This is a genomic window from Sorangium sp. So ce406, assembly GCF_051474675.1.
GTDB classification, from domain to species: Bacteria; Myxococcota_A; Polyangia; order Polyangiales; family Polyangiaceae; genus Sorangium; species Sorangium cellulosum_G.
This window is the reverse complement of sequence record NZ_CP150340.1, coordinates 3,417,501-3,437,697: the sequence shown is the minus strand read 5'-3', so window position 1 is coordinate 3,437,697 and position 20,197 is coordinate 3,417,501. Positions and strand designations below refer to the sequence as shown.

At 72.5% G+C, this 20,197-nt stretch carries 14 protein-coding genes and 1 tRNA gene (1 of these 15 running past the window's edge); 9 read left to right on the top strand and 6 right to left on the bottom strand.

Features of this window, described 5'->3' with window-relative positions; all coding sequences use genetic code 11:
* Positions 1 to 110: 110 nt before the first annotated feature.
* The 6 genes from WME96_RS12920 to WME96_RS12895 all read left to right on the top strand — a co-directional run bounded on the left by WME96_RS12920 (position 111) and on the right by WME96_RS12895 (position 7,986).
* The gene (locus WME96_RS12920) at positions 111 to 1,805 is read left to right on the top strand and encodes a hypothetical protein (protein WP_437290432.1); all 1,695 of its coding nucleotides are present in this window, start codon (positions 111 to 113) and stop codon (positions 1,803 to 1,805) included.
* Between the two features lie 84 nt (positions 1,806 to 1,889).
* On the top strand, positions 1,890 to 4,049 hold the full coding sequence (locus WME96_RS12915; protein WP_437290431.1) for a DUF1565 domain-containing protein: 2,160 nt from the start codon (positions 1,890 to 1,892) through the stop codon (positions 4,047 to 4,049).
* A gap of 300 nt (positions 4,050 to 4,349) precedes the next feature.
* On the top strand, positions 4,350 to 5,186 hold the full coding sequence (locus WME96_RS12910) for a metallophosphoesterase family protein (protein ID WP_437290430.1): 837 nt from the start codon (positions 4,350 to 4,352) through the stop codon (positions 5,184 to 5,186).
* An 87-nt stretch (positions 5,187 to 5,273) separates the two neighbouring features.
* Complete coding sequence (locus WME96_RS12905) at positions 5,274 to 6,008, top strand: AgmX/PglI C-terminal domain-containing protein (RefSeq protein WP_437290429.1); 735 nt, start codon at positions 5,274 to 5,276, stop codon at positions 6,006 to 6,008.
* A 45-nt stretch (positions 6,009 to 6,053) separates the two neighbouring features.
* Positions 6,054 to 6,212, top strand: coding sequence for a hypothetical protein (locus tag WME96_RS12900; protein ID WP_437290428.1), 159 nt, complete (start codon positions 6,054 to 6,056; stop codon positions 6,210 to 6,212).
* A 76-nt stretch (positions 6,213 to 6,288) separates the two neighbouring features.
* Positions 6,289 to 7,986 (top strand): L,D-transpeptidase family protein, encoded by a 1,698-nt coding sequence (locus WME96_RS12895; protein ID WP_437290427.1) that lies wholly within the window; start codon positions 6,289 to 6,291, stop codon positions 7,984 to 7,986.
* Here WME96_RS12895 and WME96_RS12890 read toward each other — a convergent pair.
* The 5 genes from WME96_RS12890 to WME96_RS12870 form a co-directional block, all read right to left on the bottom strand.
* The gene (locus tag WME96_RS12890) at positions 7,973 to 9,229 is read right to left on the bottom strand and encodes a pyridoxal phosphate-dependent aminotransferase (protein ID WP_437290426.1); all 1,257 of its coding nucleotides are present in this window, start codon (positions 9,227 to 9,229) and stop codon (positions 7,973 to 7,975) included. The genes WME96_RS12895 and WME96_RS12890 overlap by 14 nt on opposite strands.
* A 172-nt stretch (positions 9,230 to 9,401) precedes the next feature.
* Positions 9,402 to 11,837, bottom strand: coding sequence for a S8 family serine peptidase (locus WME96_RS12885; RefSeq protein WP_437290425.1), 2,436 nt, complete (start codon positions 11,835 to 11,837; stop codon positions 9,402 to 9,404).
* 132 nt (positions 11,838 to 11,969) lie between these two features.
* A complete protein-coding gene (locus WME96_RS12880) occupies positions 11,970 to 13,502 on the bottom strand; it encodes an acyl-CoA carboxylase subunit beta (RefSeq protein WP_437290424.1) in 1,533 nt (510 codons plus the stop codon).
* Between the two features lie 16 nt (positions 13,503 to 13,518).
* Positions 13,519 to 14,922, bottom strand: coding sequence for a VWA domain-containing protein (locus WME96_RS12875; protein ID WP_437290423.1), 1,404 nt, complete (start codon positions 14,920 to 14,922; stop codon positions 13,519 to 13,521).
* 38 nt (positions 14,923 to 14,960) lie between these two features.
* Positions 14,961 to 15,731 (bottom strand): redoxin domain-containing protein, encoded by a 771-nt coding sequence (locus tag WME96_RS12870; protein WP_437290422.1) that lies wholly within the window; start codon positions 15,729 to 15,731, stop codon positions 14,961 to 14,963.
* A 160-nt stretch (positions 15,732 to 15,891) separates the two neighbouring features.
* Between WME96_RS12870 and WME96_RS12865 the strand changes: the two genes are divergently transcribed.
* The 3 genes from WME96_RS12865 (at position 15,892) to tadA (ending at position 17,927) form a co-directional block, all read left to right on the top strand.
* On the top strand, positions 15,892 to 16,470 hold the full coding sequence (locus tag WME96_RS12865; protein ID WP_437290421.1) for a hypothetical protein: 579 nt from the start codon (positions 15,892 to 15,894) through the stop codon (positions 16,468 to 16,470).
* A gap of 829 nt (positions 16,471 to 17,299) precedes the next feature.
* A tRNA-Arg gene (locus WME96_RS12860) sits at positions 17,300 to 17,373 on the top strand.
* Positions 17,374 to 17,477: 104 nt separating this feature from the next.
* Complete coding sequence (tadA, locus tag WME96_RS12855) at positions 17,478 to 17,927, top strand: tRNA adenosine(34) deaminase TadA (RefSeq protein WP_437290420.1); 450 nt, start codon at positions 17,478 to 17,480, stop codon at positions 17,925 to 17,927.
* A gap of 138 nt (positions 17,928 to 18,065) precedes the next feature.
* On the opposite strand, the gene WME96_RS12850 is transcribed toward tadA, so the two are convergent.
* Positions 18,066 to 20,197, bottom strand: the 3' portion of a protein-coding gene (locus WME96_RS12850; RefSeq protein ID WP_437290419.1) for a biosynthetic peptidoglycan transglycosylase. It continues 226 nt past the right edge of the window; 2,132 of the gene's 2,358 nt are visible here — the last part of the coding sequence; the start codon falls outside the window, past its right edge — the gene reads right to left on this strand; the stop codon is at positions 18,066 to 18,068.

Here is a 20,197-nt window from a genome sequence, read left to right as displayed (position 1 = left end):
TCGGCTCGACCTCCGCGCTCACGCCGGAGGGCGGCGCCCGAGGCAAAGCGACCCCGCGAGGGGATGTTGGACCGTCGGAGCTCACGCTTCCGAGCTCCAGCGAGGTGCCCATGACAGCTCGACCCGCGCTCTTCACCCTGCCCCTTCTCTGGTCCTGCGCCGCCCTCGCCGCGTGCGGCGCGGAGCCACGCCCCCCCTCGCCCGGAGCGGAGCCGCCTCCCGGCGTGGAGACCCCGGGGGCGCCCGACGCCGACGGCGTCCCCCTGTTCGGGGACATCGGCTCTCTGCATCACCCCGTGACGACCTCATCGCAGATCGCGCAACGCTACTTCGATCAGGGGCTGAGGCTCGTCTACGCGTTCAACCACGACGAGGCGAAGAGGGCGTTTCAGGAGGCCGCGCGCCTCGATCCCGGCCTCGCCATGGCCCGCTGGGGCGTCGCGCTCACGCTCGGCCCCAACATCAACCAGCCGGCCGATCCCGCGCGGGAGCGGGCCGCCTTCGAGGCCATCGAGGAGGCGCGCGCGCTCGCCGCGTCCGCGAGCGAGCCCGAGCGCGCGTACATCGAGGCGCTGGCGACGCGCCACGCCGCCGCGCCGGGCGGCGACCGAGGCGCCCTCGACCGCGCGTATGCGAACGCGATGCGCGAGCTCGCCCGCCGCTACCCCGACGACCTCGACGCCAGCGTCCTCTTCGCCGAGGCGCTCATGGACCTGCGCCCGTGGGATCTCTGGACGCTCGACGGCCGGCCGCAGCCCGGGACCGAGGAGATTGCCCTCACGCTCGAGCGCGTGCTCCAGCGCGATCCCGAGCACACGGGCGCGAATCACTACCTCATCCACGCGATCGAGGCGTCGCCCGCGCCCGAGCGGGCGCTGCCGAGCGCCGAGCGGCTCGCCGGCCTCGCGCCGGGCGCCGGGCACCTCGTGCACATGCCGTCGCACATCTTCTTTCGCGTCGGTCGCTACGCGGACGCCTCCGACGCGAACGAGCGCGCCGCCGAGGTCGATCGCCGGTACATCCGCGAGCAGCGCCCGGAGGGCATCTATCCGATGATGTACTTCCCTCACAACCTGCACTTCCTCTCGGTCTCCGCGGGCATGGAAGGGCGCGGCGCCGTCGCGCTGCGCGCCGCCCGAGAGCTCGTCGCCGAGGTGCCCGACCAGCACGTGCAGCACATGCCGACGCTCGAGATGTTCCGGCCTGCGCCGCTGTTCGCGCTCGTCCGGTTCGGCCGGTGGGACGACCTCCTCGCGGAGCCGGCGCCGCCGCCCGAGCAGCGTTACACGACGGGAATATGGCGCTATGCGCGCGGCCGCGCGCTCGCGTCCAGGGGGCGCCCCGACGACGCCGCGCGCGAGGCGGCGGCGCTCCGGGCGATGTCGTCCGGGGGCGCCGGCGACGCGACGATCGGCATGAACAGCGCGAAGGACCTGCTCGAGATCGCCGCGCTCGTGCTGGAGAGCCAGATCGCGTCGGAGCGCGGCGAGACCGGCGCCGCCATCGGCATGCTGGAGGCGGCCGCGCGCGTCGAGGACACATTGCGCTATTTCGAGCCGCCGGACTGGCCCGAGCCGGTCCGGCACACGCTCGGCGCGGCGCTCCTCAAGGCCGGCCGCCCGCGCGACGCCGAGGCGGTCTACCGGGAGGACCTGCGGCGGAACCCCGACAACGGCTGGTCGCTCTGCGGGCTCGAGCAGAGCCTGCGCGCACAGGGCAGGGAAGAGGAGGCAGACGCCGCACACGCGCGCTTCGAGCGCGCCTTCGCGCGCGCCGACGTGCGGCTGTCCGGGTCACGCCTCTGAATGTCCGGCCTCGAGCGGCGATGAAGGACGAGGAAAAGCGCGCGTTGCCGGCATGCGCGAGGAGCGATCTGCTACGTTCCTGAGGTGTCGCGCGCGAAGCTTGGACTCTCGACGCTCCGGCGTCTCTTCTCTTCTCCCCCTGCCTGCCTGTGCGCCGCCTCCCTCCTCGGCTGCGAGAGCACCGAGCTCCCGCCGTACAGCGCCCCTCGGGACGAGGGCGGACTCACGTGTCTTCCGGGGGAGCTCCTCGGCCCGAACGGCTGTATCACGGTGGGAATCCAGGGCTGCGTCGGCGACTTCATCGGGGACGACGGCCTCTGTCGTCCCGCGCCCGAGCGTTGCGCGCCCGGGACGATCCCGCAGCACGATCACGGCTGCATCGAAGTCGGGATCCCCGGCTGTGCGGCGGAGTTCGTGGAGGACGGGGGTTGTCATCCGACGATGGCCCGATGCCCGGAAGGGACATTCGCGCTTCCGCAAGAGGGATGTGTCTCCATCGACGGACCGGACGGCTGCGGCGAGGGGGCGTGGGGCCAGGTCGTCGAGATACCCGGCGATATTCATGTCGATCCCGGGTACGGCGGAGGGGACGGCGCCGGGTCGCGGGAGCGGCCGTTCGCGACGATCGCCGAGGCGCTGGGGGCGGTGGAGGCGGGCGGGCGCGTCGTCCTGGCCGAGGGCGAGTACGATGAGCCGATCGAGGTCACGCAGCCGATCGAGATCGTCGGGCGGTGCGCCACCAGGGTCACGCTCCGGGGCGAGCAGAGCGACGCGAGCGGCAACGTCAGCGCGGTCTGGTTCCACGACGTCGAGGGCGCCGGCGTCCGCGGCGTGAGCGTGATCAGCCCCTCGATCGGGCTGCTCGTCCAGGCGGCGACGGTGGCGGTGCGCGACGTGCGCGTCACGGGCGCGAGCGGCAGCGGCGTCGTGGTCACAGAGCCGGGCGCGAGCCTCGACATGTCCCGCAGCCTCGTCGCACGGGCGGGCGGGGTCGACGGCGACACCTGGACGAACGTACTCGTCCTCTCGGGGGCGCGGGCGCAGCTCGCCGACAACGCGCTGATCGGCGGCACGGTCAACCTGCGGATCAGCTCCGAGGCGCAGGAGGTGGTCGCGGAGGGCAACCTGCTGGAGGCCGTGGCCCCGCAGGAGGGGACGGGCGACGGCGTCGGCGTGCTCCTCGAGGAGGGCCTGCTCACGCTCGATGCCAGCGCCCTTATCGATCACCGCACTGGCCTGCTGGTGACGGGCGCCGGCGCGTCGCTCGTGGCGGCGCACAGCCTCATCGCGGCCCCCGCGGCGGCGGTCCAGGATTCCGGCGCCGTGATCGTGGAGCATGGCGCCCTCGCGTCGCTCGCCGCCAGCGTGCTGTCGGGCGCGTGCGACGCGCAGCTCCTCATCACCGACGCGGGCACGAAGGTCGACGCCCACAACAACCTCTTCCAGGGCGCGGCCGCGGAGCACGACCGCCTCGGGATCGCGGTCGAGCAGCGGGGCGGAGCGCTCTCGCTGTCGTCGAGCGTCGTGCGCGGGGCCGGCGACGTCGGCGTGCTCGTCTCGGGCGGGGAGCTCTCGGCCTCGGGCGTGGTGGTCGAGGGCACGCGCGCGAGCCCGATCCATCGGGATCGCGCCGCCGGCGTGCTCGTGCAGGGCGCGCGCGCCACGCTGGCGTCGACCTATGTGCTCGAGGCCCACGTCGCCGGGGTCGCGGCCTCCCAGGGCGCCGATCTCGAGCTCGAGGGCAGCCTCATCGAGCGCACGCGGCCGGAGGAGCGCGACGGCATGGGCGGCGTCGGCCTGCTGAGCGGTGGGGCAGCGGGCATCGTCATCCAGCGGTCGGCGGTCCTGGAGAGCCGCGCGTCAGGCGTGCTGCTGCTGTCCTCGCCGGGCCGGGTGGAGGAGACGCTCGTCCGGGGCGTCGACGGCGGAACGTTCGCCACCCTGAGCGACGAGGGACGGCTGGAGTCGGTGCCGGACATGGCGGACGGCCTCCTGGTCCTGCGCTCGACGACGCAGGTGAGCTCGGTGCAGGTGGAGGGCTGCGCGCGCGCCGGGCTGCTCTTCGACGACAGCGACGGCGCGCTCGCGAGCTCCCGCTCCACGGGCAACCGGTTCGGCCTGGTCGTGCAGGGCGCGCACGCGCCGACGGTGGCTCAGGACAACACCTTCGAGGACAACGAGGAAAGCGACCACGTCAACGCGGGCGACCTCCCCGTCCCCGGGAGCGCTGCGCCCGCGCCGTAGCGAGCCCCCACCACCACAGACGCCCGGCGCGTCACGCGATGGACGCGAGTCCCGGAGGGCCGCGCATGGCGCCGTCGGGAGGGCGCCAGTCGCCCTGTCATGAGCGCGTCGCGCGCGCGGCCTCGAGGCGTCACAGGCGTCACAGCGCGTCTCCGTGCCGCCCAGGGAGGACGGGTGTCCGGTCGCGATTTTCAGCGTGTGGCCGCGCCTCAAGGCGCCTCTCGGAGGGGCGGATCGCGTCGCCGAGAGCTTGCGTCGATGTCGCGGGAACGACGTGGGTCGCATGTCACGATGATGTGGATGACAACGATCGCGCACCTCACGGATTTTCATCTCCTCGAGGCGGATCACGACCGGCGCCGCGGCGCCGAGCGGTGGCGGCTTCGCTACCTGAGCTTCGGCCGCCCGATCGACGCTGCGCAACGCCGCCGTCGCGCGCTGACCGCGCTGGTCGAGGCGAGGCGGAGCGGGGCGGACCACCTGGTGCTCACCGGCGACCTCACGGAGGACGGGACTTCCGCGCAGTTCGAGGTGCTCGCCGCGGTGCTGGCGGAGAGCGGATGGGATCCGTCGCGCGTCACGCTGGTACCTGGCAATCACGACGCGTATACGGGAGACGACGCCTGGGGGCGCGCCCTCCTCGGCTGTCTCCGTTCCTTCGCGGCGACGAGCGGGCCAGGGACGACCGTCGCCCTCCCGGGGGCCGTCGTGGCCGCGGTGTCGACGGCCATGGCGCAGCCGGTGACCCGCTCGGCGGGCGCGATCGCGGCGCACGAGCTCTCGCAAGTCGCCTCGCTGGCCGCCGAGACGCGGCGCTCGGGCAACGCGCTCGTGCTCGCCCAGCACCACCCGCCGCTCCGCCATCCCATCGGCGCGATGCAATGGCTGGACGGGCTCATCAACAGCGCGGAGCTCATGGCGCTCCTCCGCGAGCACGACCACCTCCACGTGATCCACGGCCATACACACCGTGAAAGTGACGCGCCCGTGCGCTCCGGCGCGCCTCCTCGCATCTTCTGCGCTCAGGCGCTCGTGGACGGCCCCTCCCCGCTGCGCCTCTACCGAGCGCGCCACGGGCGCCTGCTCTCGGAGCGGACCAGCGTCTGGAGCGGCGCGTCGGCGCTGGCGATGGCGTAGAATCTCTCACAGGCACTGGACAGGCGCGCGCCCCGCAGCGCCCTCTTTTCGCCGAAGACGAGGCTCGTATAGAGTCGCCGTCGGATCATGAAATTCACTCGCTTCCTCAGGGGCTCCCTCACCCTCGTTGTTGTCTCGTCGCTCGCGTCCGTTCTGGGCTGTGGCGGCGCCGAGCCCGCGCCCGCGACGCCGGAGATGCTCGACGCCGAGCCTGTCACCGAGTCGCGCCCGTCGATGAACTCGCGGTCCGAGATCGGCGGGATGAACGAGGAGAAGGTGCAGGCGGCGTTCCAGCGCGTCTCGCCTCGGCTCTCGCGCTGCTACGAGAAGGGCGTCGAGCGCATCCCTTATCTCGGCGGCGAGATCCGCTTCAAGGTCCGGGTGACCGAGGAGGGCACCGCGCGCTGGGCGTTCGTGAAGGACTCGACGCTGGGCGACCGTGAGACCGAGGCGTGCATGCTCAAGATCCTGAAGTCGACGCGGTGGCCGAAGCCGGTCGGCGGGGAGGGCCTGGCGGAGAACAGCTTCACCTTCGAGCCGAGCAGCGACGAGCGCCCGCCCGTCGCGTGGACGCCCGACCAGCTCGGGACGCCGTACAAGAAGGCGCGGCCGGCGCTCGAGTCCTGCCGCAGCCAGGCGGGCGCGAGCCAGCTCAAGGCCACGCTCTACATCGACACCGACGGCAAGCCGCTGAGCGTGGGCGTCTCCAGCGCCGACGAACGCGGCGAGGAGGCGGCCGAGTGTGTCGCCGGCGCGCTCCGCGAGATCACCTTCCCCTCCCCTGGCAGCTACGCCTCGAAGGTGAGCGTGGACATCGACTGACGCGCGCTGGGGGCGCGGGTCGCGGGACTGCGCTACGCTCTCGGCGTGGGCAAGGTACTCCGGCAGATCCTGGTGCTCTTGTGGAAGGTGGCTCGCCTCGTCCTGTGGAGGTGGCTGAAGCCGCGGCTGACGAGGCTCATGATGATCACCGCGGCGGTCGTCGGGGTCATCCTGCTCGTGGTGGCTGTGCTCGGCAGGCTGTAAAGCGCGAGCAGGGCGTCCGCCCCGGCGCCGTTCGCTTGTCCGCGGTGGGTCCTGGCAAGTAGTCTCCCCTGCTTGCATGGGTAGCTCACCGTCCTCCTTGCTCCTCGCGACCCTGGCGTGCGCGATCGTGTCGGGGGGCGCCGCCGCTTGCTCCGAAGAGAGCCCCGCCGCCGGCTCGCCGCAGCCGCTCGAGGCGGACGCCCCCCAGCAGCCCGCCGCGTCGAGCGCTCCGCGCACGCCCTCGGAAGCAGAGGCGCCACGCGCGGCATCCGAAGCGGACGCTCCGCGCGCCGAAGCGGTCGAGCCCGCCGCGCACGTCGACAAGGCGCCCGCGGAGGCCGAGGCGGCGCCCGCGGAGGCCGAGGCGGCGCCGTCTGCGGTCGAGAAGGGGGGCGCGCGCATCTACTCGAAGGCGCGGTTCGCCTGGATCAACCCCGGCCCGTACCCGACGCGGGGCTGGAGCGGTTACCTGGGGCTCGGCGGCTCCGTCGCGCTGCGCGGCGGCAGCGTCGAGGCCGCGCGGACGCCGGGCGAGGGGTGCGACGCGTGGTACGCCGTCGAGCCGCGGGGCTACGTCTGCGCGGGCGCCGCCGCGACGGTCGATCCGAACGACCCGGTCGTGGCCGCGCTGCGGCCGCACGCGCCGCGGACCGACTCCCCGTGGCCGTACAACTACGCCGAGTCGACCGGCGCCCCACGCTACCGCGCCCTCCCGGGCGCGAAGGAGCAGCGGCGCGCCGAGTGGGATCTCGCGGAGCACCTCGCGAACATCGCGAAGGTGCGCGCGGCCGAGGGCTCGAGCGATGACGCCATCCGGGAGGTCGACGAGGCCCTCGTGGGGGTCGATCTGAAGCCGGCGGGCGTCGCGGCCCCCGCGCTCTTTCCGTTCGGCGACCTCGTGCGCGAGGGGCGCGACCGCATCGTGAACGGCTCGACGGTGGCGTTCACCCAGGTGTTCGACGCGCAGGATCGGACCTGGGTGGTGACCTCGGATCAGGCATACATGCCGAAGGATCGGCTGAAGCCCTACCCGCGCTCGGGCTTCCAGGGCGTATGGCTGAAGGACGGGCGCTCGCTCCCGCTCGCGTTCTTCCGCAAGGTCGATCGACCGAAGTACCAGCGGGGCGCCGGCGGCCGCTTCGAGCCGACCGGCGCGTCCTTCGCGCGCCTCGCCACAGTCGGGCTCACCGGTCGCGCCGAGGTCGAGGACGGCGAGCGGTACCTGGAGACGCAGGAGCCCGGCATCTACGTGCTCGAGGACGACGCCGTGGTGATCGAGGCGGCGAAGCGCTCCCCGCTCGAGGGCGAGAACGATCCTTCCACGCCGCCGCGCAAGTGGATCGAGGTGAGCGTGCTCGGCGGCTGGTTCGTCGCCTACGAGGAGCTCACCCCGGTCTTCGCGACGCTCATCTCGCCGGGCCGCGGCGGCGTCCCGAGGAAGGGCATCCCTGCCATCGAGACCGCGGCGACGCCGACGGGGCGCTTCCGCATCGACGGGAAGTTCGTGACGGCGACGATGGTGTCGAGCTCGAACGACAACATCGTCCACTCCGAGGTGCAGTTCGTGCAGAACTTCCACGGCCCCCACGCGCTGCACGGCGCGTACTGGCACGACGCCTGGGGCGAGCTGAAGAGCGGCGGCTGCGTGAACCTCTCCCCGATCGACGCGAAGCAGATGTTCGCCTGGACCGACCCGCCGGTGCCCGACGGCTGGCATGGCCTGCGGGCCTCGCGCGACGCCGGCCGCTCCACGGTGGTCCTCATCCACCGCTGATCGCGCGCGCGATCCGGTCCACGAGCCGCAGCGCGGCCTCCGCGAACGCGGCCGGATCGAGCAGCAGGCTGGCCACGAGGAAGCCGTCGCGCGGCATGTCGAAGAAGTAGCCGGGGTGGACGATGATCCCCTCGTCGCGGACGAGCAGCTCGACCCAGCCGTCCTCGTCGTGGACGCGCGGGACCTCCAGCGTCGCGTACCAGCCGCCGTCGATCGGGAGCCGCCGGACCGCGCCCCCGGCGCGGGCTGCGATCGCGGCGTCGAGCGCCGCGAGGTTCGCCTGCACGCGCGACCCGATCGCGCGCTGCACGGACGCGCGCGCGGCGAGGATCTCCGGCAGCGCGAGCTGCACCGGCGTGCCGACCGACAGGTACGTGTCGGCGATCATCTCGAGCCGCTCCACCGCCGCCGCGGCGAGCTCCGGCGGCCCCGAGACCGCGATCCAGCCGAGCTTGAGCTGCGGCAGCGCCATCACCTTGGAGAGCCCGCTCAAAACGAACGTCAGCGCCTGCCGCCGGCCTGCGAAGCTCGGCAGGCGGTCCGGGGCGAGCTCTCCGTGCGCGTAGTCGCCGAAGACCTCGTCGACGATCAGGGCGAGGCCGCGCTCGCTGGCGATCGCCTCGAGCGCCGCGGCGTCGTCGCGGCGCACGAACGAGCCGGTGGGGTTGTTCGGGTGGACGAGCACCACCGCGCGCGTCCGTTCGCCGGCGGCGCGCTCCAGCGCGCCGAGGTCGATGCGCCACCCTTCTTCCCTGACGAGCGGGTACGGCGTGAGGGCGACGTCCTCGAGGCAGGCGAGGTACTCGAGCAACGGGTAGGACGGCACCGGAACGAGCACGTCGTCGCCGCGCTCCGCGAGCAGCTTGAGCAGCCAGCCGTACGCCTCGCTGGTGCTGGCCGTGAGCACGACGCTGGCCGGCTCCACGTCGAGGCCCCGCTCCTTGTAGTAGCGCGACACCGCGGCGCGCGCGGCGGGGTCGCCGAGCGGCAGCGGTGCGTACCTCGCGCCGCGCGGCTCGCCCAGACGCGCGATGAGGGGAGCCGTCTCGATGATCCCGCAGCGCGTCGGGTTCGACTCGGTGAAGTCGACGAGGCCGCGCCCGGCTCGGCGGGCCTCGGCGAGCGCGGACGCGAGGCGGTTCTCCGAGAGATCCCAGCCGGTGCGCGCCGCGAACCGGAGCGGCCTCGGCGCGCTGGCGCGCCTCGCGTCCGTCTCTGCCGTGGGAGGTCGATCTGAGGTCACCCGTTTCTCCATCGCGTCCTGATCCATCGCTGTCGTGGTCTACCCTGCTCCGCCGCCCGGCCACGGTGACACGGACGGCGCCGCAGGGCAGCCGGACGTGATGCCGCGACGACGGCCTCGAGCGCCGGGCCCCGGCGTGGCTCGCCCGCCGCAGCGCTCCACGCGGTCGCGCTCAGCGGTGCCGGCGCCGGCGCGCGGCGACGGCCATCGCCAGGGCGCCCGCGAGGCCGCACGCCACGCGGCTCGACGGGAGCCCGCGATCCGAGCCGGCCGCGGCGCAGGAGCACGCGCCGCTCGCCGCCCCGAGCTCCCCGTTCGCCATCCACACGTCGCTCCCGATCGGGAGCTCGCGCGCGCCGAGCGAGACGCCGTCGTAGAGCACGTCGACCGTCAGCGTGGATCCGCCGGAGCCGCGGGGCGCGGCCACCGCGAACTGCCACAGCCCGCGGCGCACCTGCCGCAGCGGCGTGTGCACCACCCCGCCGCTGAGCGCGACCGTGAGCTTCTCCTCGCCGCCCCCCAGCGGCGAGCCGTCAGGGCGCCGCATCTCGATCGTCCCCCAGACCGGCCATGATGGGTCGGGTCTGGCGTAGGCGCTCGACAGCACGTACCAGCTCCGGTCGAGCGCCGGCTCGTTTCCCCTCGCCTCGGCCTCCTGCAGCGCGAGGCGCGCGCCCTCGAGATCGAGCACGCCAGGACCGAGCTGCGCGTCGAGCGGCACGTCGCCCTTCGGGTACCGCGCGCCCGCCTGGAGCACCTCCGTGACCTCGGCCTGGCTCAGGTTCGGGTCGATCTGGAAGAGGAGCGCGATCGCGCCGGCGACCTGCGGCGCGGACATCGAGGAGCCCGAGGCAATCGCGTGGCGGTCGTCGACGACGAAGCAGGGCACGTCGTCGGGGCACCCGGGCATGTCGAACAGCCCTCCGTGCCCGTCGCGCGGGTCCACCCCGCTCGCCATGGCCGCCGCGACGAGGCCGCCGGGCGCGCTGATCTCGGGCTTGGCGACGCCGAACGGCGTGGGGCCGGCCGCGCTGAAATAGCAGGCGCTGTCCTCGTGGATCGCCTCGCCGTCGAGGTTCAGGAGGAGCACGCTGTCCTTGCTCCCCTGCGGCTTCCAGCGGACGCGGTTGATGGTGCACCCCACGGCGAGCAGGCCAGGGTGGCTCGCGGGCACGTTGATCGTGCCCTGCTTGATGCCGCGCGTGAACTGGAGCCCGAGGTCGTGCGACGGCGAGACGTCGCCGAGCCCCGTCACCCAGAGCTGCGCGTCCCCGCGGCCCTTCAGACGGACGGCGAACTCGCCGGCCTCCCACGCCCCGCTGAACGCCACGACCGCGCTGTTCGTGTCCGCGGTGATGGGCGACTTCCCGTTCGCGAGCCGGTTGATCACGGCGCCGGTCGTCTCGCCGTCGTCGCCCGTGTAGCCCGCGTCATGCCCGGGATCGACCAGGCCGATCCACGCCTCGCCGCCGGGTCCCTCGAGGCCGACAGACACCTCGTCTCCAGGCCGGAAGGTGATCCACACGTATCCTTGCCCGCTCGACGCGCTCGGCGTGCGGATGGGCACCCGCGTCTCCGCGTGCGGCGAGACGTGCGCCTCCGTGTGGATCCCCATCGGTCCTACGCCGTCGACCTCGTACAGCGCGCCGCTGTTGCCGGCCGCGACAACGATCGCCCGTCCGGGGTGCGCGCTGCCGACCATCGCGGCGAGCCCGGCCTCGAGCGGGCTCGTCCCGTCGTGGGGCCCGAAGTCGCTCCCCACGCTCAGGTTGACGACCGCCGGCATGTTCAGCTCGTCGGCGCGGTCGAAGATGAACTGCACCGCCTTGAGGATGTCCGGATCGTCGAAGCCCTCGCCGGGCCTCGACGGCGCCGCGACGATCAGCGTGGCCGCGGGCGCTACCCCGACGTACCGCGGCCGCTCCGACGCCATCGGCCCGCCGTTGCCCGCCGCGATGGAGGCGACGTGCGTACCGTGCCCCGTGATGTCGCGGGGGAGTCCCGGCTCGCCCTTCGCGAGCATGGCGTCGATCTCCGCGTCGGAGAAGATCGCGCACGACGACTGGGCCGGGTCATCGCACCCGTAGGTCTGCTCGAGCGACGGGTGCAGCCCTCTCGGGCTTCCGGCCTGCAGCATCCATCGGATCCGCGTTTTGCCGTTCTCGTCCCGGAAATCCGGGTGGGTCACGTCGATACCGGTGTCGACGACGCCGACGACCACCCCCTTGCCGTCGGCGCCGGTGGCCCGCCGGTACTGCTCGACCCGGATCCACACCTTGGACCGATCCAGCAGCGGTCGCCGCGGCGGCCCCGTGAGCAACGCGAGCCCCGGATGGGCGGCGGAGAAGGCGTCGACGTCGCCGGGCGCGAGCCGGACCGCCCCGAAGCCCGGCGCGACCGGGAGCAGCCCGAGCGACCGCGCGTCGGCGCCCGCAGGGAGCGGCACCAGCACGGGGATGCGCCCGCGCGGATCGGCGAGCGGATGCCGCCCCGCGCGCGGTCGAAGCAGGCGTGCCATCGCCGGGGCCGGGGCGTCGGCGCGCGCTTCACCCGCCGCGAGAGCGAGGCCGAGCAGCGCGAGGGAGAGCGGAAATCTGCGGGCAAGCACGGGGCGAGTCTACATCACCTTCGCGCGCGGCCGCGCGGCCGCGCCGCCGAGCACGCCGCCCTCGCCGCCCGTCCTCGCTGCCCTCGCGCTCGCCGCGCCCGCGACGCCGCCTGCCAGCGCGCTGCGCGCCGCTCACACCGGCGGCACGAGGTGCTTCTTGCGCGGCCGTTCCTCGACCTTGCCGGCGTACCGCTCGAAGCGGCGCGCCACCTCGCGGCGGAGGTTCGCGGTCGGGATGACCGCGTCGATCACGAGCTCGCTCGCGAGCTTCTCCAGGTCGACGTCGGCCCGGTACTCGTCGCGCAGCTTCTGGACGAGCGCCTCGCGCTCTGGCCCCGCCGGGATCGCCTGGATCTTGTTGTAGTAAACGGCGTTCACCGCGGCGCTCGGCCCCATGACGGCGATGGACGCCGACGGCAGGGCGACGCACTCGTCCGGCGCGAACGCCGGTCCGCACATCGCGTAGAGGCCGGCGCCGTACGCCTTGCGCACGATGACGGACAGCTTCGGCACGCTCGCCTCGCTCACCGCGGCGATCATCTTCGCGCCGGCCCGGATGATCCCCTGCCGCTCCACGACGGTCCCGATCATGAAGCCGGGCACGTCCGCGAGGTACAGGAGCGGGATGTTGAAGGCGTCGCAGAGCCAGATGAACCGCGCTGCCTTGTCGGCCGAGTCCACGAACAGCACGCCGCCCTTGTATTTCGGCTGGTTCGCGACGATCCCGACCGCGCGCCCCTCGATCCGCGCGAGCCCCGTGATGATCTCCCTCGCGTAGAGCTTCTTGATCTCGACGAAGCTGCCCTCGTCGATGATGGCATCGACGACGGCCATGATGTCGAACGGCTTGTTCTCGTCGGTGGGGATGACGTCCTCGAGCGGCCGCTGCCCCGCCTTCTCCGGCCGCGGCTCGGCGCGGGGCGGCGCCTCCGCGGAGCTCTGGGGCATGAGCGCGAGGTAGCGCTTCGCGAACGCGATCGCCTCCTCCTCGGTCTTCACGAGCACGTCCCCGCACCCCGAGACCGAGCAGTGCATGCGCGCGCCGCCGAGCTCCTCGAGCGTGACCTTCTCGCCGATCACCATCTCCGCCATGCGCGGCGAGCCCAGGTACATGCTCGCGTTGCTCTCGACCATGCACACGACGTCGCAGAACGCCGGGATGTACGCGCCGCCCGCGGCCGACGGGCCGAACAGCAGGCAGATCTGCGGCACCAGGCCGCTCAGCTCGACCTGGTTGTAGAAGATCCGGCCTGCGCCGCGCCGCCCTGGGAACATCTCGATCTGGTCGGTGATCCGCGCGCCCGCCGAGTCGACGAGGTAGAGCAGCGGGCACCTGAGGCGCCGCGCGGTCTCCTGCACGCGCAGGATCTTCTCGACGGTACGGCGCCCCCACGATCCGGCCTTCACGGTCGAGTCGTTCGCCATCACGCACACGGGGCGCCCGCCCATCGTCCCGGTGCCCGTGATGACGCCGTCGGCCGGCAGCTCGGGATCGACCGCGTTGGCGAGCGCCGCGTCCTCGATGAAGCTCCCTTCGTCGAGGAGCAGCGCGACGCGCTGCCGCGCGAACAGCTTGCCCTGCTCCGCGTTCTTGTCGTGGTACTTCTGCGCGCCCCCCTTCTCGATGCGCGCCGTGAGCTCCCGCAGCTTCTGATCGAGCGACATGGCGCGACCCATAGCCCTAAGCGCGCCGGGCGACCACCTCCCGCGCCGCCGTTTCGAGCTCCCGCGCGGTCCGGGCCACCAGCACCTTGGTCGACGCCGCGGCGTAGCGCAGCATCGCGCTGTCCCCCGTCCCCCAGGCGCCGGGCCCCTCGGGGCAGATCCAGAGCAGCGCCCGCGCCCGGTCCCGGAGCCTCCTGAGGACCTCCGCCTGGTCCGCGAAGTAGTTCGTGCGGCCGTCGCCCAGAATCACGAGCGTCACCCGCCTGTCGACCTCACGTCCGTGGCGCTCCTCGAAGGCGCTGAGGACGCGCCCGTAGTTCGAGTTGTGCGCGCGGCTCACCACCTCACCGCGCTGGATTCGCTCGAGCGCCGAGCTCGTCGGCAGCGCCGCGAAGAGCTGGGTCGTCTCCGCGAGCTCGCTCACGAAGACGAACGACCGTGTCCGGTCGAAGAGCTCCTGCGCCGCGCAGACGAACTCGAGCATGAACCGCGCGGCGATGCGGACCGAGTCCGACACGTCGCACAGGACCATGAGGCGCGGCTTGTCGCGCCGGCGCGCCCGCCGCGCCGGGTGGAACGGCACCCCGCCCGTCTGGAGGCTGCGCCGCAGGGTCCGGTGAGGGTCGATCCTGCCCCGCCGCGCACGGCGCCGCCTGACCCGCTCGGCGCCGCGGAGCCGCTCGGACAGCGCACGAACGGCGCGGCGCACCTCCTCCATCTCGCCTTCGCCGAGCGAGGCGAACGGCACATCCATGCGGCCCAGGGTCGCCCGCTCGTCGCCCTCGAAGCGCCGCAGCGCCAGCGTCACGTGCTCGCGCACGCGGTGCCGCATCCGCTCCATCTCCGCGCCGAGCGCCTCTGCGAGCGCCCTTCCCCGCTCTTCGCCGAGCGCCTCCTCGAGCGCGCTCCGGATCCGCCGCAGCGCGCTCGCGACGGCCGGCACCCCGAGCTGGTCCATCACCCTCTGCGCGAAGAACCCGACCTGGAGCGAGCTCGTCATCGGCGCGAGCACGCGCGCGATCCCGGCCGACTGGAGCGCGCGGTCGAGCTCCCCGGCGGTCCCCGCGAGCGCCTGGAAGCCGATGGCGTCGCCGGAGACGCCGCTGCGCTCCGCCGCGGCGTTCAGCAGATCGCGGAGGGCCGAGAGCTCTCCCTCCGAGAACCCGCGCTCCCGCAGGCGCGCCCAGAGGTCCCCGACATGCGCGCCCTCGGGCGAGAAGAAGCGGTCGAAGGAGGCGTTGTACCGGCGGAGGTCGGCCGCGCGATCGACGACCACCGCGCCGATGGCGTCCCGCAGCGCCGCCCGGCTGCCGAACCCGACCAGCTCGCAGGCGCGCGCGACGTCGATCGCCTGCGCCGTCGACACGGCGAAGCCGTCGCGCCGCAGCGCCCACAGGAACTCGTCGATGGAGAGCAGCATGGCGGGCTACCCGGCGGGCGAGCGCGGCCTCGTGGCCGTCACAGCGCCGGAGCGGGCTCGGCGAGCAGCGCCTGAAGGAGCTTCTCGACCTCGGCGTGCCGCGACGGGTCGTACCCGACCAGCACCTCGCGAATGACGCCCTTCTTGTCGATCACGAACATCGTGGGGAGCGCCTTGACGCCGTACGCCGCCGAGGTCGACTCCGAGGCGTCCGACGCGACCGCGTAGCGCATCGAGAGGGCCTGCGCGGTCTTCGTCGCGACGCCGACGTTGTCGCTCGTCACGCCGACGACCCGCAGCCCCTGCGCGGCGTACGTCGCGTGCCACTTCGAGAGCTGCGGGGCCATCAAGCGGCACGGCGCGCACCAGGTGGCCCAGAAATCGAGCAGCACCACGTTTCCACGCAGGGCCCCGACGTTGGCCGGAACGGTCCCCGCGACGGTGGCGAGCGACTTCCACGCCGGCGCGAAGGTGCCGAGCTTGTCGAGGCGCAGGATCTGATCGTGCCCGGGGAACGGCACGAGCGTCGGCGCGACCTCCCGCTCTCGGCCGCCGCGCCGGATCCGGAGGTTCACCACGTTGCCCGGTCCCGCGAGGGCGACCCGCGCGACGAGCTGCTTCGGATCCTCGAGCGGGACGCCATCCGCCGCGACGACCTGGTCCCCGTCCACGATGCCCGCCTTGGCCGCCGGCGAGCTGGTGATCACGTGCTTCGCGACCACCCCTCCAGCCGGACCGGGCTCCAGCTCCACGCCCAGCCAGGCGCGGCGAGACGCTTCCTCCGCCGCCGCGTGTGAGGCTCCTCCCATCAGCGCGGCGCCTGACAGCGCGACCAGCGTTGCAGCGAAGAGGGCGCGCCACGCGCGGCCTCGCCTGGAAGAGGCCAGGTGCATCCCGGGCAGTGTAGCATCTCGACCGGTGCGGTCCCGGTCCCGACCCTGGCTCTCTGCGTGCTGCGCGCTCGCTGCCGTGTCCCTGGCGTCGGCGGTGGTCGCGACCGAGGCGCGGTCCCCCTCGGGGTGGGCCCCCTTGCCGCTCGGCTGTGCGCCGCCGCCTCGCCCGCGAGGGGACGCCGCGGAGACGACGGCGTGGATCGAGGGCGGCTCGAGCCCCATCGCGGAGCCGCGTGCGCCGGCTGCATCGCCCGCTGCATCCCCCGCCCCGGAGCCCGCCGCCTGGGAGCTCGCCCCGCAACTCGCGAGCTTCAAGTCCGCCACCGGCCGAGCTCGCTCCCAGCACTTCACTGGCGAGCTGGAAGGGGAAGTGCGGATCAACGCGGCCGCCACGCCCTACCCGGTGCTCGGCCCGGCTCGCGTCCTCCCGCCCGGCGCCGCTGTGGTCGAACTTCATTACCCGGCGGGCTCGACAGAGCCCGTGACGCTCCTGGCCATGGTGAAGCGGCCAGCCGGCTACGACCCCGACGGCGGCGACTGGGAGTACGTCATCCTGACGGCTCAAGGCACGTCCACGCACCGCGGCGCCCTGACGCTCTGCAAGCGTTGCCATGCTGACGCGCCGCACGATCACCTCTTTGGCGGACCGCGCTAGCGCAACGCGTCATCAGCCACCACCCGTCGTCGCGGCCCGAGTCTGCAAATATTGCGAAGCACGGATTCCGGCGCGACATCGTTGCCCGAGCCTGGGCCGCTCGGGAGCCCGTCCCCTCGGAGAAACCGTTGCGAAACGTGATGATTCCGCCTGAGGTCACGCGCTGGAAGCGCGCCGCGGACGACGCGCCGAGATGGCACAGAGGCTGCTCAAGGCGGAATTGACCGCGCTCTTCGCTGTGGGCTGCAGCGTCTCGCGGCCTTCCTCACCTCGTGAGGGCCTCGTTGGCTTGTGCTTGGTCGTTCGCTGGCGCTTATCTCGCCTCGTCGATAGCTCGGCTGCTGCTTGGCTTACGATTGCTTCCGTTCCTTCAGCTTGGCCTGCGCTCCGCTTCTCGCCTCATTCGAGCTTCGCCTTGCCGTTCGAGAGCGTTCGAAAGCGCGCGGCCATTCCCTGATGGAATCGCCGCGCGCCATGTTTTTGTCCGGCGCTGCCCCGGCAGTCGGCTCGATGGGCGGCGGATCGGCGCAATGCGCAGTTCGCTCGCCCGTCCTCTGCGGGTCAAGTCAGCGGGCGAGCTCTCGGAAGACAGGCTCGTCCTCGTGCCCCGGACCTCACGTCCCCGGAGGCGGGGTGCCCGATACGGCAGCGAGAACGGAGCCGCGTTCGTCCCCGAAAGCCGCACGTCGGAGTGAGCCCGCTCAGGCCTATCACTTTTCCTTTGACAGCTGGCTCGGGGGCGTATAAACGCCGGCACTCACTTCGCGCAACTGAGCGCGACGCGAGAGTGCAGTGGCGTAGCCACGTCTTGTTGCTTGCCTTCACCAGAGCGCCCATAGCTCAGCTGGATAGAGCATCGGCCTACGAAGCCGGGGGTCGGAAGTTCGAATCTTCCTGGGCGCGCCTGATCGGTTGTGTGACAGTTCCCGAGACCTGCAATGGATGATGGAGCAGAGGTGCTCCTCTCCTCCGCCGCGCGGGCGGAGGATGCGGTCGACGTGCTGCGGATGCGCGAGGCGATCGCGGAGGCCGAAGCCGCGGCAGCATCCGGTGACGTCCCTGTCGGGGCGCTGATCGTCGATGCGGACGGGGCCGTGCTGGCGCGCGGCCGAAACCGGCGAGAGATCGATCAGGATCCGACCGGGCATGCCGAGGTGGACGCGCTCCGGGCAGCGGCGAGGCAGCTTGGCCGGTGGCGGCTCGAGGGCGCCACGGTCTACGCGACGCTGGAGCCGTGCCCCATGTGCGCGGGCGCGCTCGTGAATGCCAGGATTGCGCGGCTTGTCTACGGTTGTCCGGATCCGAAGGCGGGGGCGGTGGATACGCTCTTCACGATCGGCCGTGACCCTCGGCTCAACCATCGCTTCGCGGTCACGTCGGGCGTGCTCGCGGACGAGTGCGCCGCCCTGCTTCGCGCCTTCTTCGCGAAGCTCCGGACCGCTGCGCTCAAGCGCTGACCGCCCGGTCCGCGCGGGCCAGAGGCAGAGGGCTGGCCGTCGGGCGTCGCCCATTCCAAGGGCGGCTCGTCGCGTGCCCGGCACGGCAGCTCGCCGCGCGCCTGGAGATTCACCGGGCCCGTTCCGCGCGTGCGCGGGTCATGGCGCTGTCCAGACGTCGCCCAGCTCCTCTTCCGGCCTCTCCTCGCCGCCTTCCCCGGCGGGCTGCCGCGGCGCCAGGTGAGGCGCTGGCGAGCCTCGCACGACGGTCTCCTGCAGCCCCTTCTCGAGCTCCTCGTCGGAGATCCGACGGCGCCTGTGCGCGATCTGCATGAGCTTGCGCAGGTACCCGCTCCACGCAGGCGTCACCTCGCCGTTCGCGTCGAAGTGCTGCACGCTCGGGTTTGGCAGGATCGACGCGATGTAGAGCGCCTGTCCGAGCGAGAGCTGCGCGGCCGACGCGTTGAAGTAGTGCCGCGCGGCAGCGCCGATGCCGTAGACCAGCGGCCCGAACTCCACCACGTTCAGGTAGAGCTCCATGATCTGCTCCTTGGTCAGCTCCTGCTCGAGGTACATCGTGAGCAGGGTTTCCTGGAGCTTGCGCGCCACGCTCTTGGTCCGCTCGAGGTAGAGGTTCTTGGCGAGCTGCATGCTGACCGTGCTCGCCCCCCGCACGAACCTCCTCTTGCGGAGGTTCTCGCGGATCGAGTTCTTGATCGCCTCGTCGTCGAACCCGTGGTGTCGATGGAAGCCGCCGTCCTCTGTGGTCAGCACGGCGACTTCCATGAAGCGAGAGATGTCTTCGTAAGGGACCCACTCGGCGGTCCCCGGCCCGGACTCGATCTCCACGCGCTGGCGACCGGGCCCGTGGACCATGCGCTTGAACGCACGTTTGAAGCGGTCGACACTCAGCTCCGGCGGCATCTCTGTCACGCGGCAGGTGTTGGAGATGCCCCAGTCGAGCGAGAATGTCCTGTCCAGGCTGCCGGTATCGAAGCGGAGCTTCCCTTCGATCCCGAACGAGCCCGCGAGCCGCATTCCGTGGAGCTTCGCCACGACCCCTTTGGGCGCCGAGTCCAGCATCGACTGGCAGGCCGTGAGGGGAACCTCGAAGCTGCCGCGGACCCGATGTGACGCCCCGGCGCGCTCGTACTCGCCCCGCGCGATCAACCTCAGCGCGCCGAGGTCGACCTCGGCGTCCTCTGCGGTGATCTTGGACCCATCCAGCCTGCCGTTTGCCTTTGCCCGCCACGCCAGATCCAGGCCAGCGATGGGCTCGTCGGCCAGGGCCGTGCTCCGCAGAGACAGGTTCTTCAACCTCCCCTCACCGTCGATGCCCAGCGTCTGGCCGTCCGCCGACAGGACGACCCGCGCGCGGCTGACAATCGAGGTGCGCGCCACGTCGAACAGCCCCATGTCGCCCTCGTGGACGCCGAGGGTCGACAGCCAGATGGGTCCTCCCTGCACGTCCGCGACGATCTCCTGCGGGACCTCCTTCGCATCGCTGATCGGCACGCGGAGCCGGAACGTGAGCGCCTGCTGGGCGTCAGCGCCGACCGACGCGATCGCCGCCTCTCCAGGCGATAGCTCCACCACGAGAGAACCTGCCTCGCGCCGCACCGCGAGGCTTCCGGGCCCCAGGTTGAGCATGTCGACGTCGCGCTTGAGCCGCGCGGTCACGCCTGCCACGTCCACCTTGGCCCCGTCACCGAGCGCCAGGTCGACCCCGCGGGCCGTTCGCAGGAGGGCTTCTCGGATCGCAGCCCCCCGGTTCTGGCCCGCCTCGTCCCCGCCGGCGTCTTCCGCTGCTCTCTTGACCTGTGCCGGCCGGGTGCTGCCGCCGCGCTCGGGCGCCTCCTGCTTTTCAGGCTCTATTTCCGGGAGCGCGATCTCGGCGTCGATGGCCGCAGCCGACAGTTCGTTCACCTGGTACCGCGCCTGCTCTCGGACGATCACCAGCCGGCCCTCTCGCACCGAAACCGCCGCGCGTCCGAGGGACAGCATCGCTTCCCGGGCGGAGATGGCCGTCCGCCCTTCGGCGCGCGACAGGCGCACGCCGGCCGCCGACAGGCTCTCGGTTGGCGCGTCGCCCCTGTCGCTCCAGACGAGCCTCAGCCCCTCCAGTTCGGTGCTCCCGCCGCCTGTCGACGCCGTGCCGGGGCGACCCGCGGGCTGCCCAGCGCGCCACGTCTCCAGCTCGTGCAGGATCGCGTCGCGCGGACCGACGGCCGAAACCGTTCCACCGCGCATTGCCACGCGACGCCCCGAGAAGCCGAGGGAGACGTCCACCT

What these genes read in the sequence shown, in the direction of transcription:
- WME96_RS12880 (WP_437290424.1), bottom strand. Translation starts at nt 13,502, where the DNA reads ATGTCGCTCGATCAGAAGCTGCGGGAGCTCACGGCGCGCATCGAGAAG.
- WME96_RS12910 (WP_437290430.1), top strand. Translation starts at nt 4,350, where the DNA reads ATGACAACGATCGCGCACCTCACGGATTTTCATCTCCTCGAGGCGGAT.
- WME96_RS12870 (WP_437290422.1), bottom strand. Translation starts at nt 15,731, where the DNA reads ATGGGAGGAGCCTCACACGCGGCGGCGGAGGAAGCGTCTCGCCGCGCC.
- WME96_RS12920 (WP_437290432.1), top strand. Translation starts at nt 111, where the DNA reads ATGACAGCTCGACCCGCGCTCTTCACCCTGCCCCTTCTCTGGTCCTGC.
- WME96_RS12875 (WP_437290423.1), bottom strand. Translation starts at nt 14,922, where the DNA reads ATGCTGCTCTCCATCGACGAGTTCCTGTGGGCGCTGCGGCGCGACGGC.
- WME96_RS12905 (WP_437290429.1), top strand. Translation starts at nt 5,274, where the DNA reads ATGAAATTCACTCGCTTCCTCAGGGGCTCCCTCACCCTCGTTGTTGTC.
- WME96_RS12895 (WP_437290427.1), top strand. Translation starts at nt 6,289, where the DNA reads ATGGGTAGCTCACCGTCCTCCTTGCTCCTCGCGACCCTGGCGTGCGCG.
- tadA (WP_437290420.1), top strand. Translation starts at nt 17,478, where the DNA reads ATGCGCGAGGCGATCGCGGAGGCCGAAGCCGCGGCAGCATCCGGTGAC.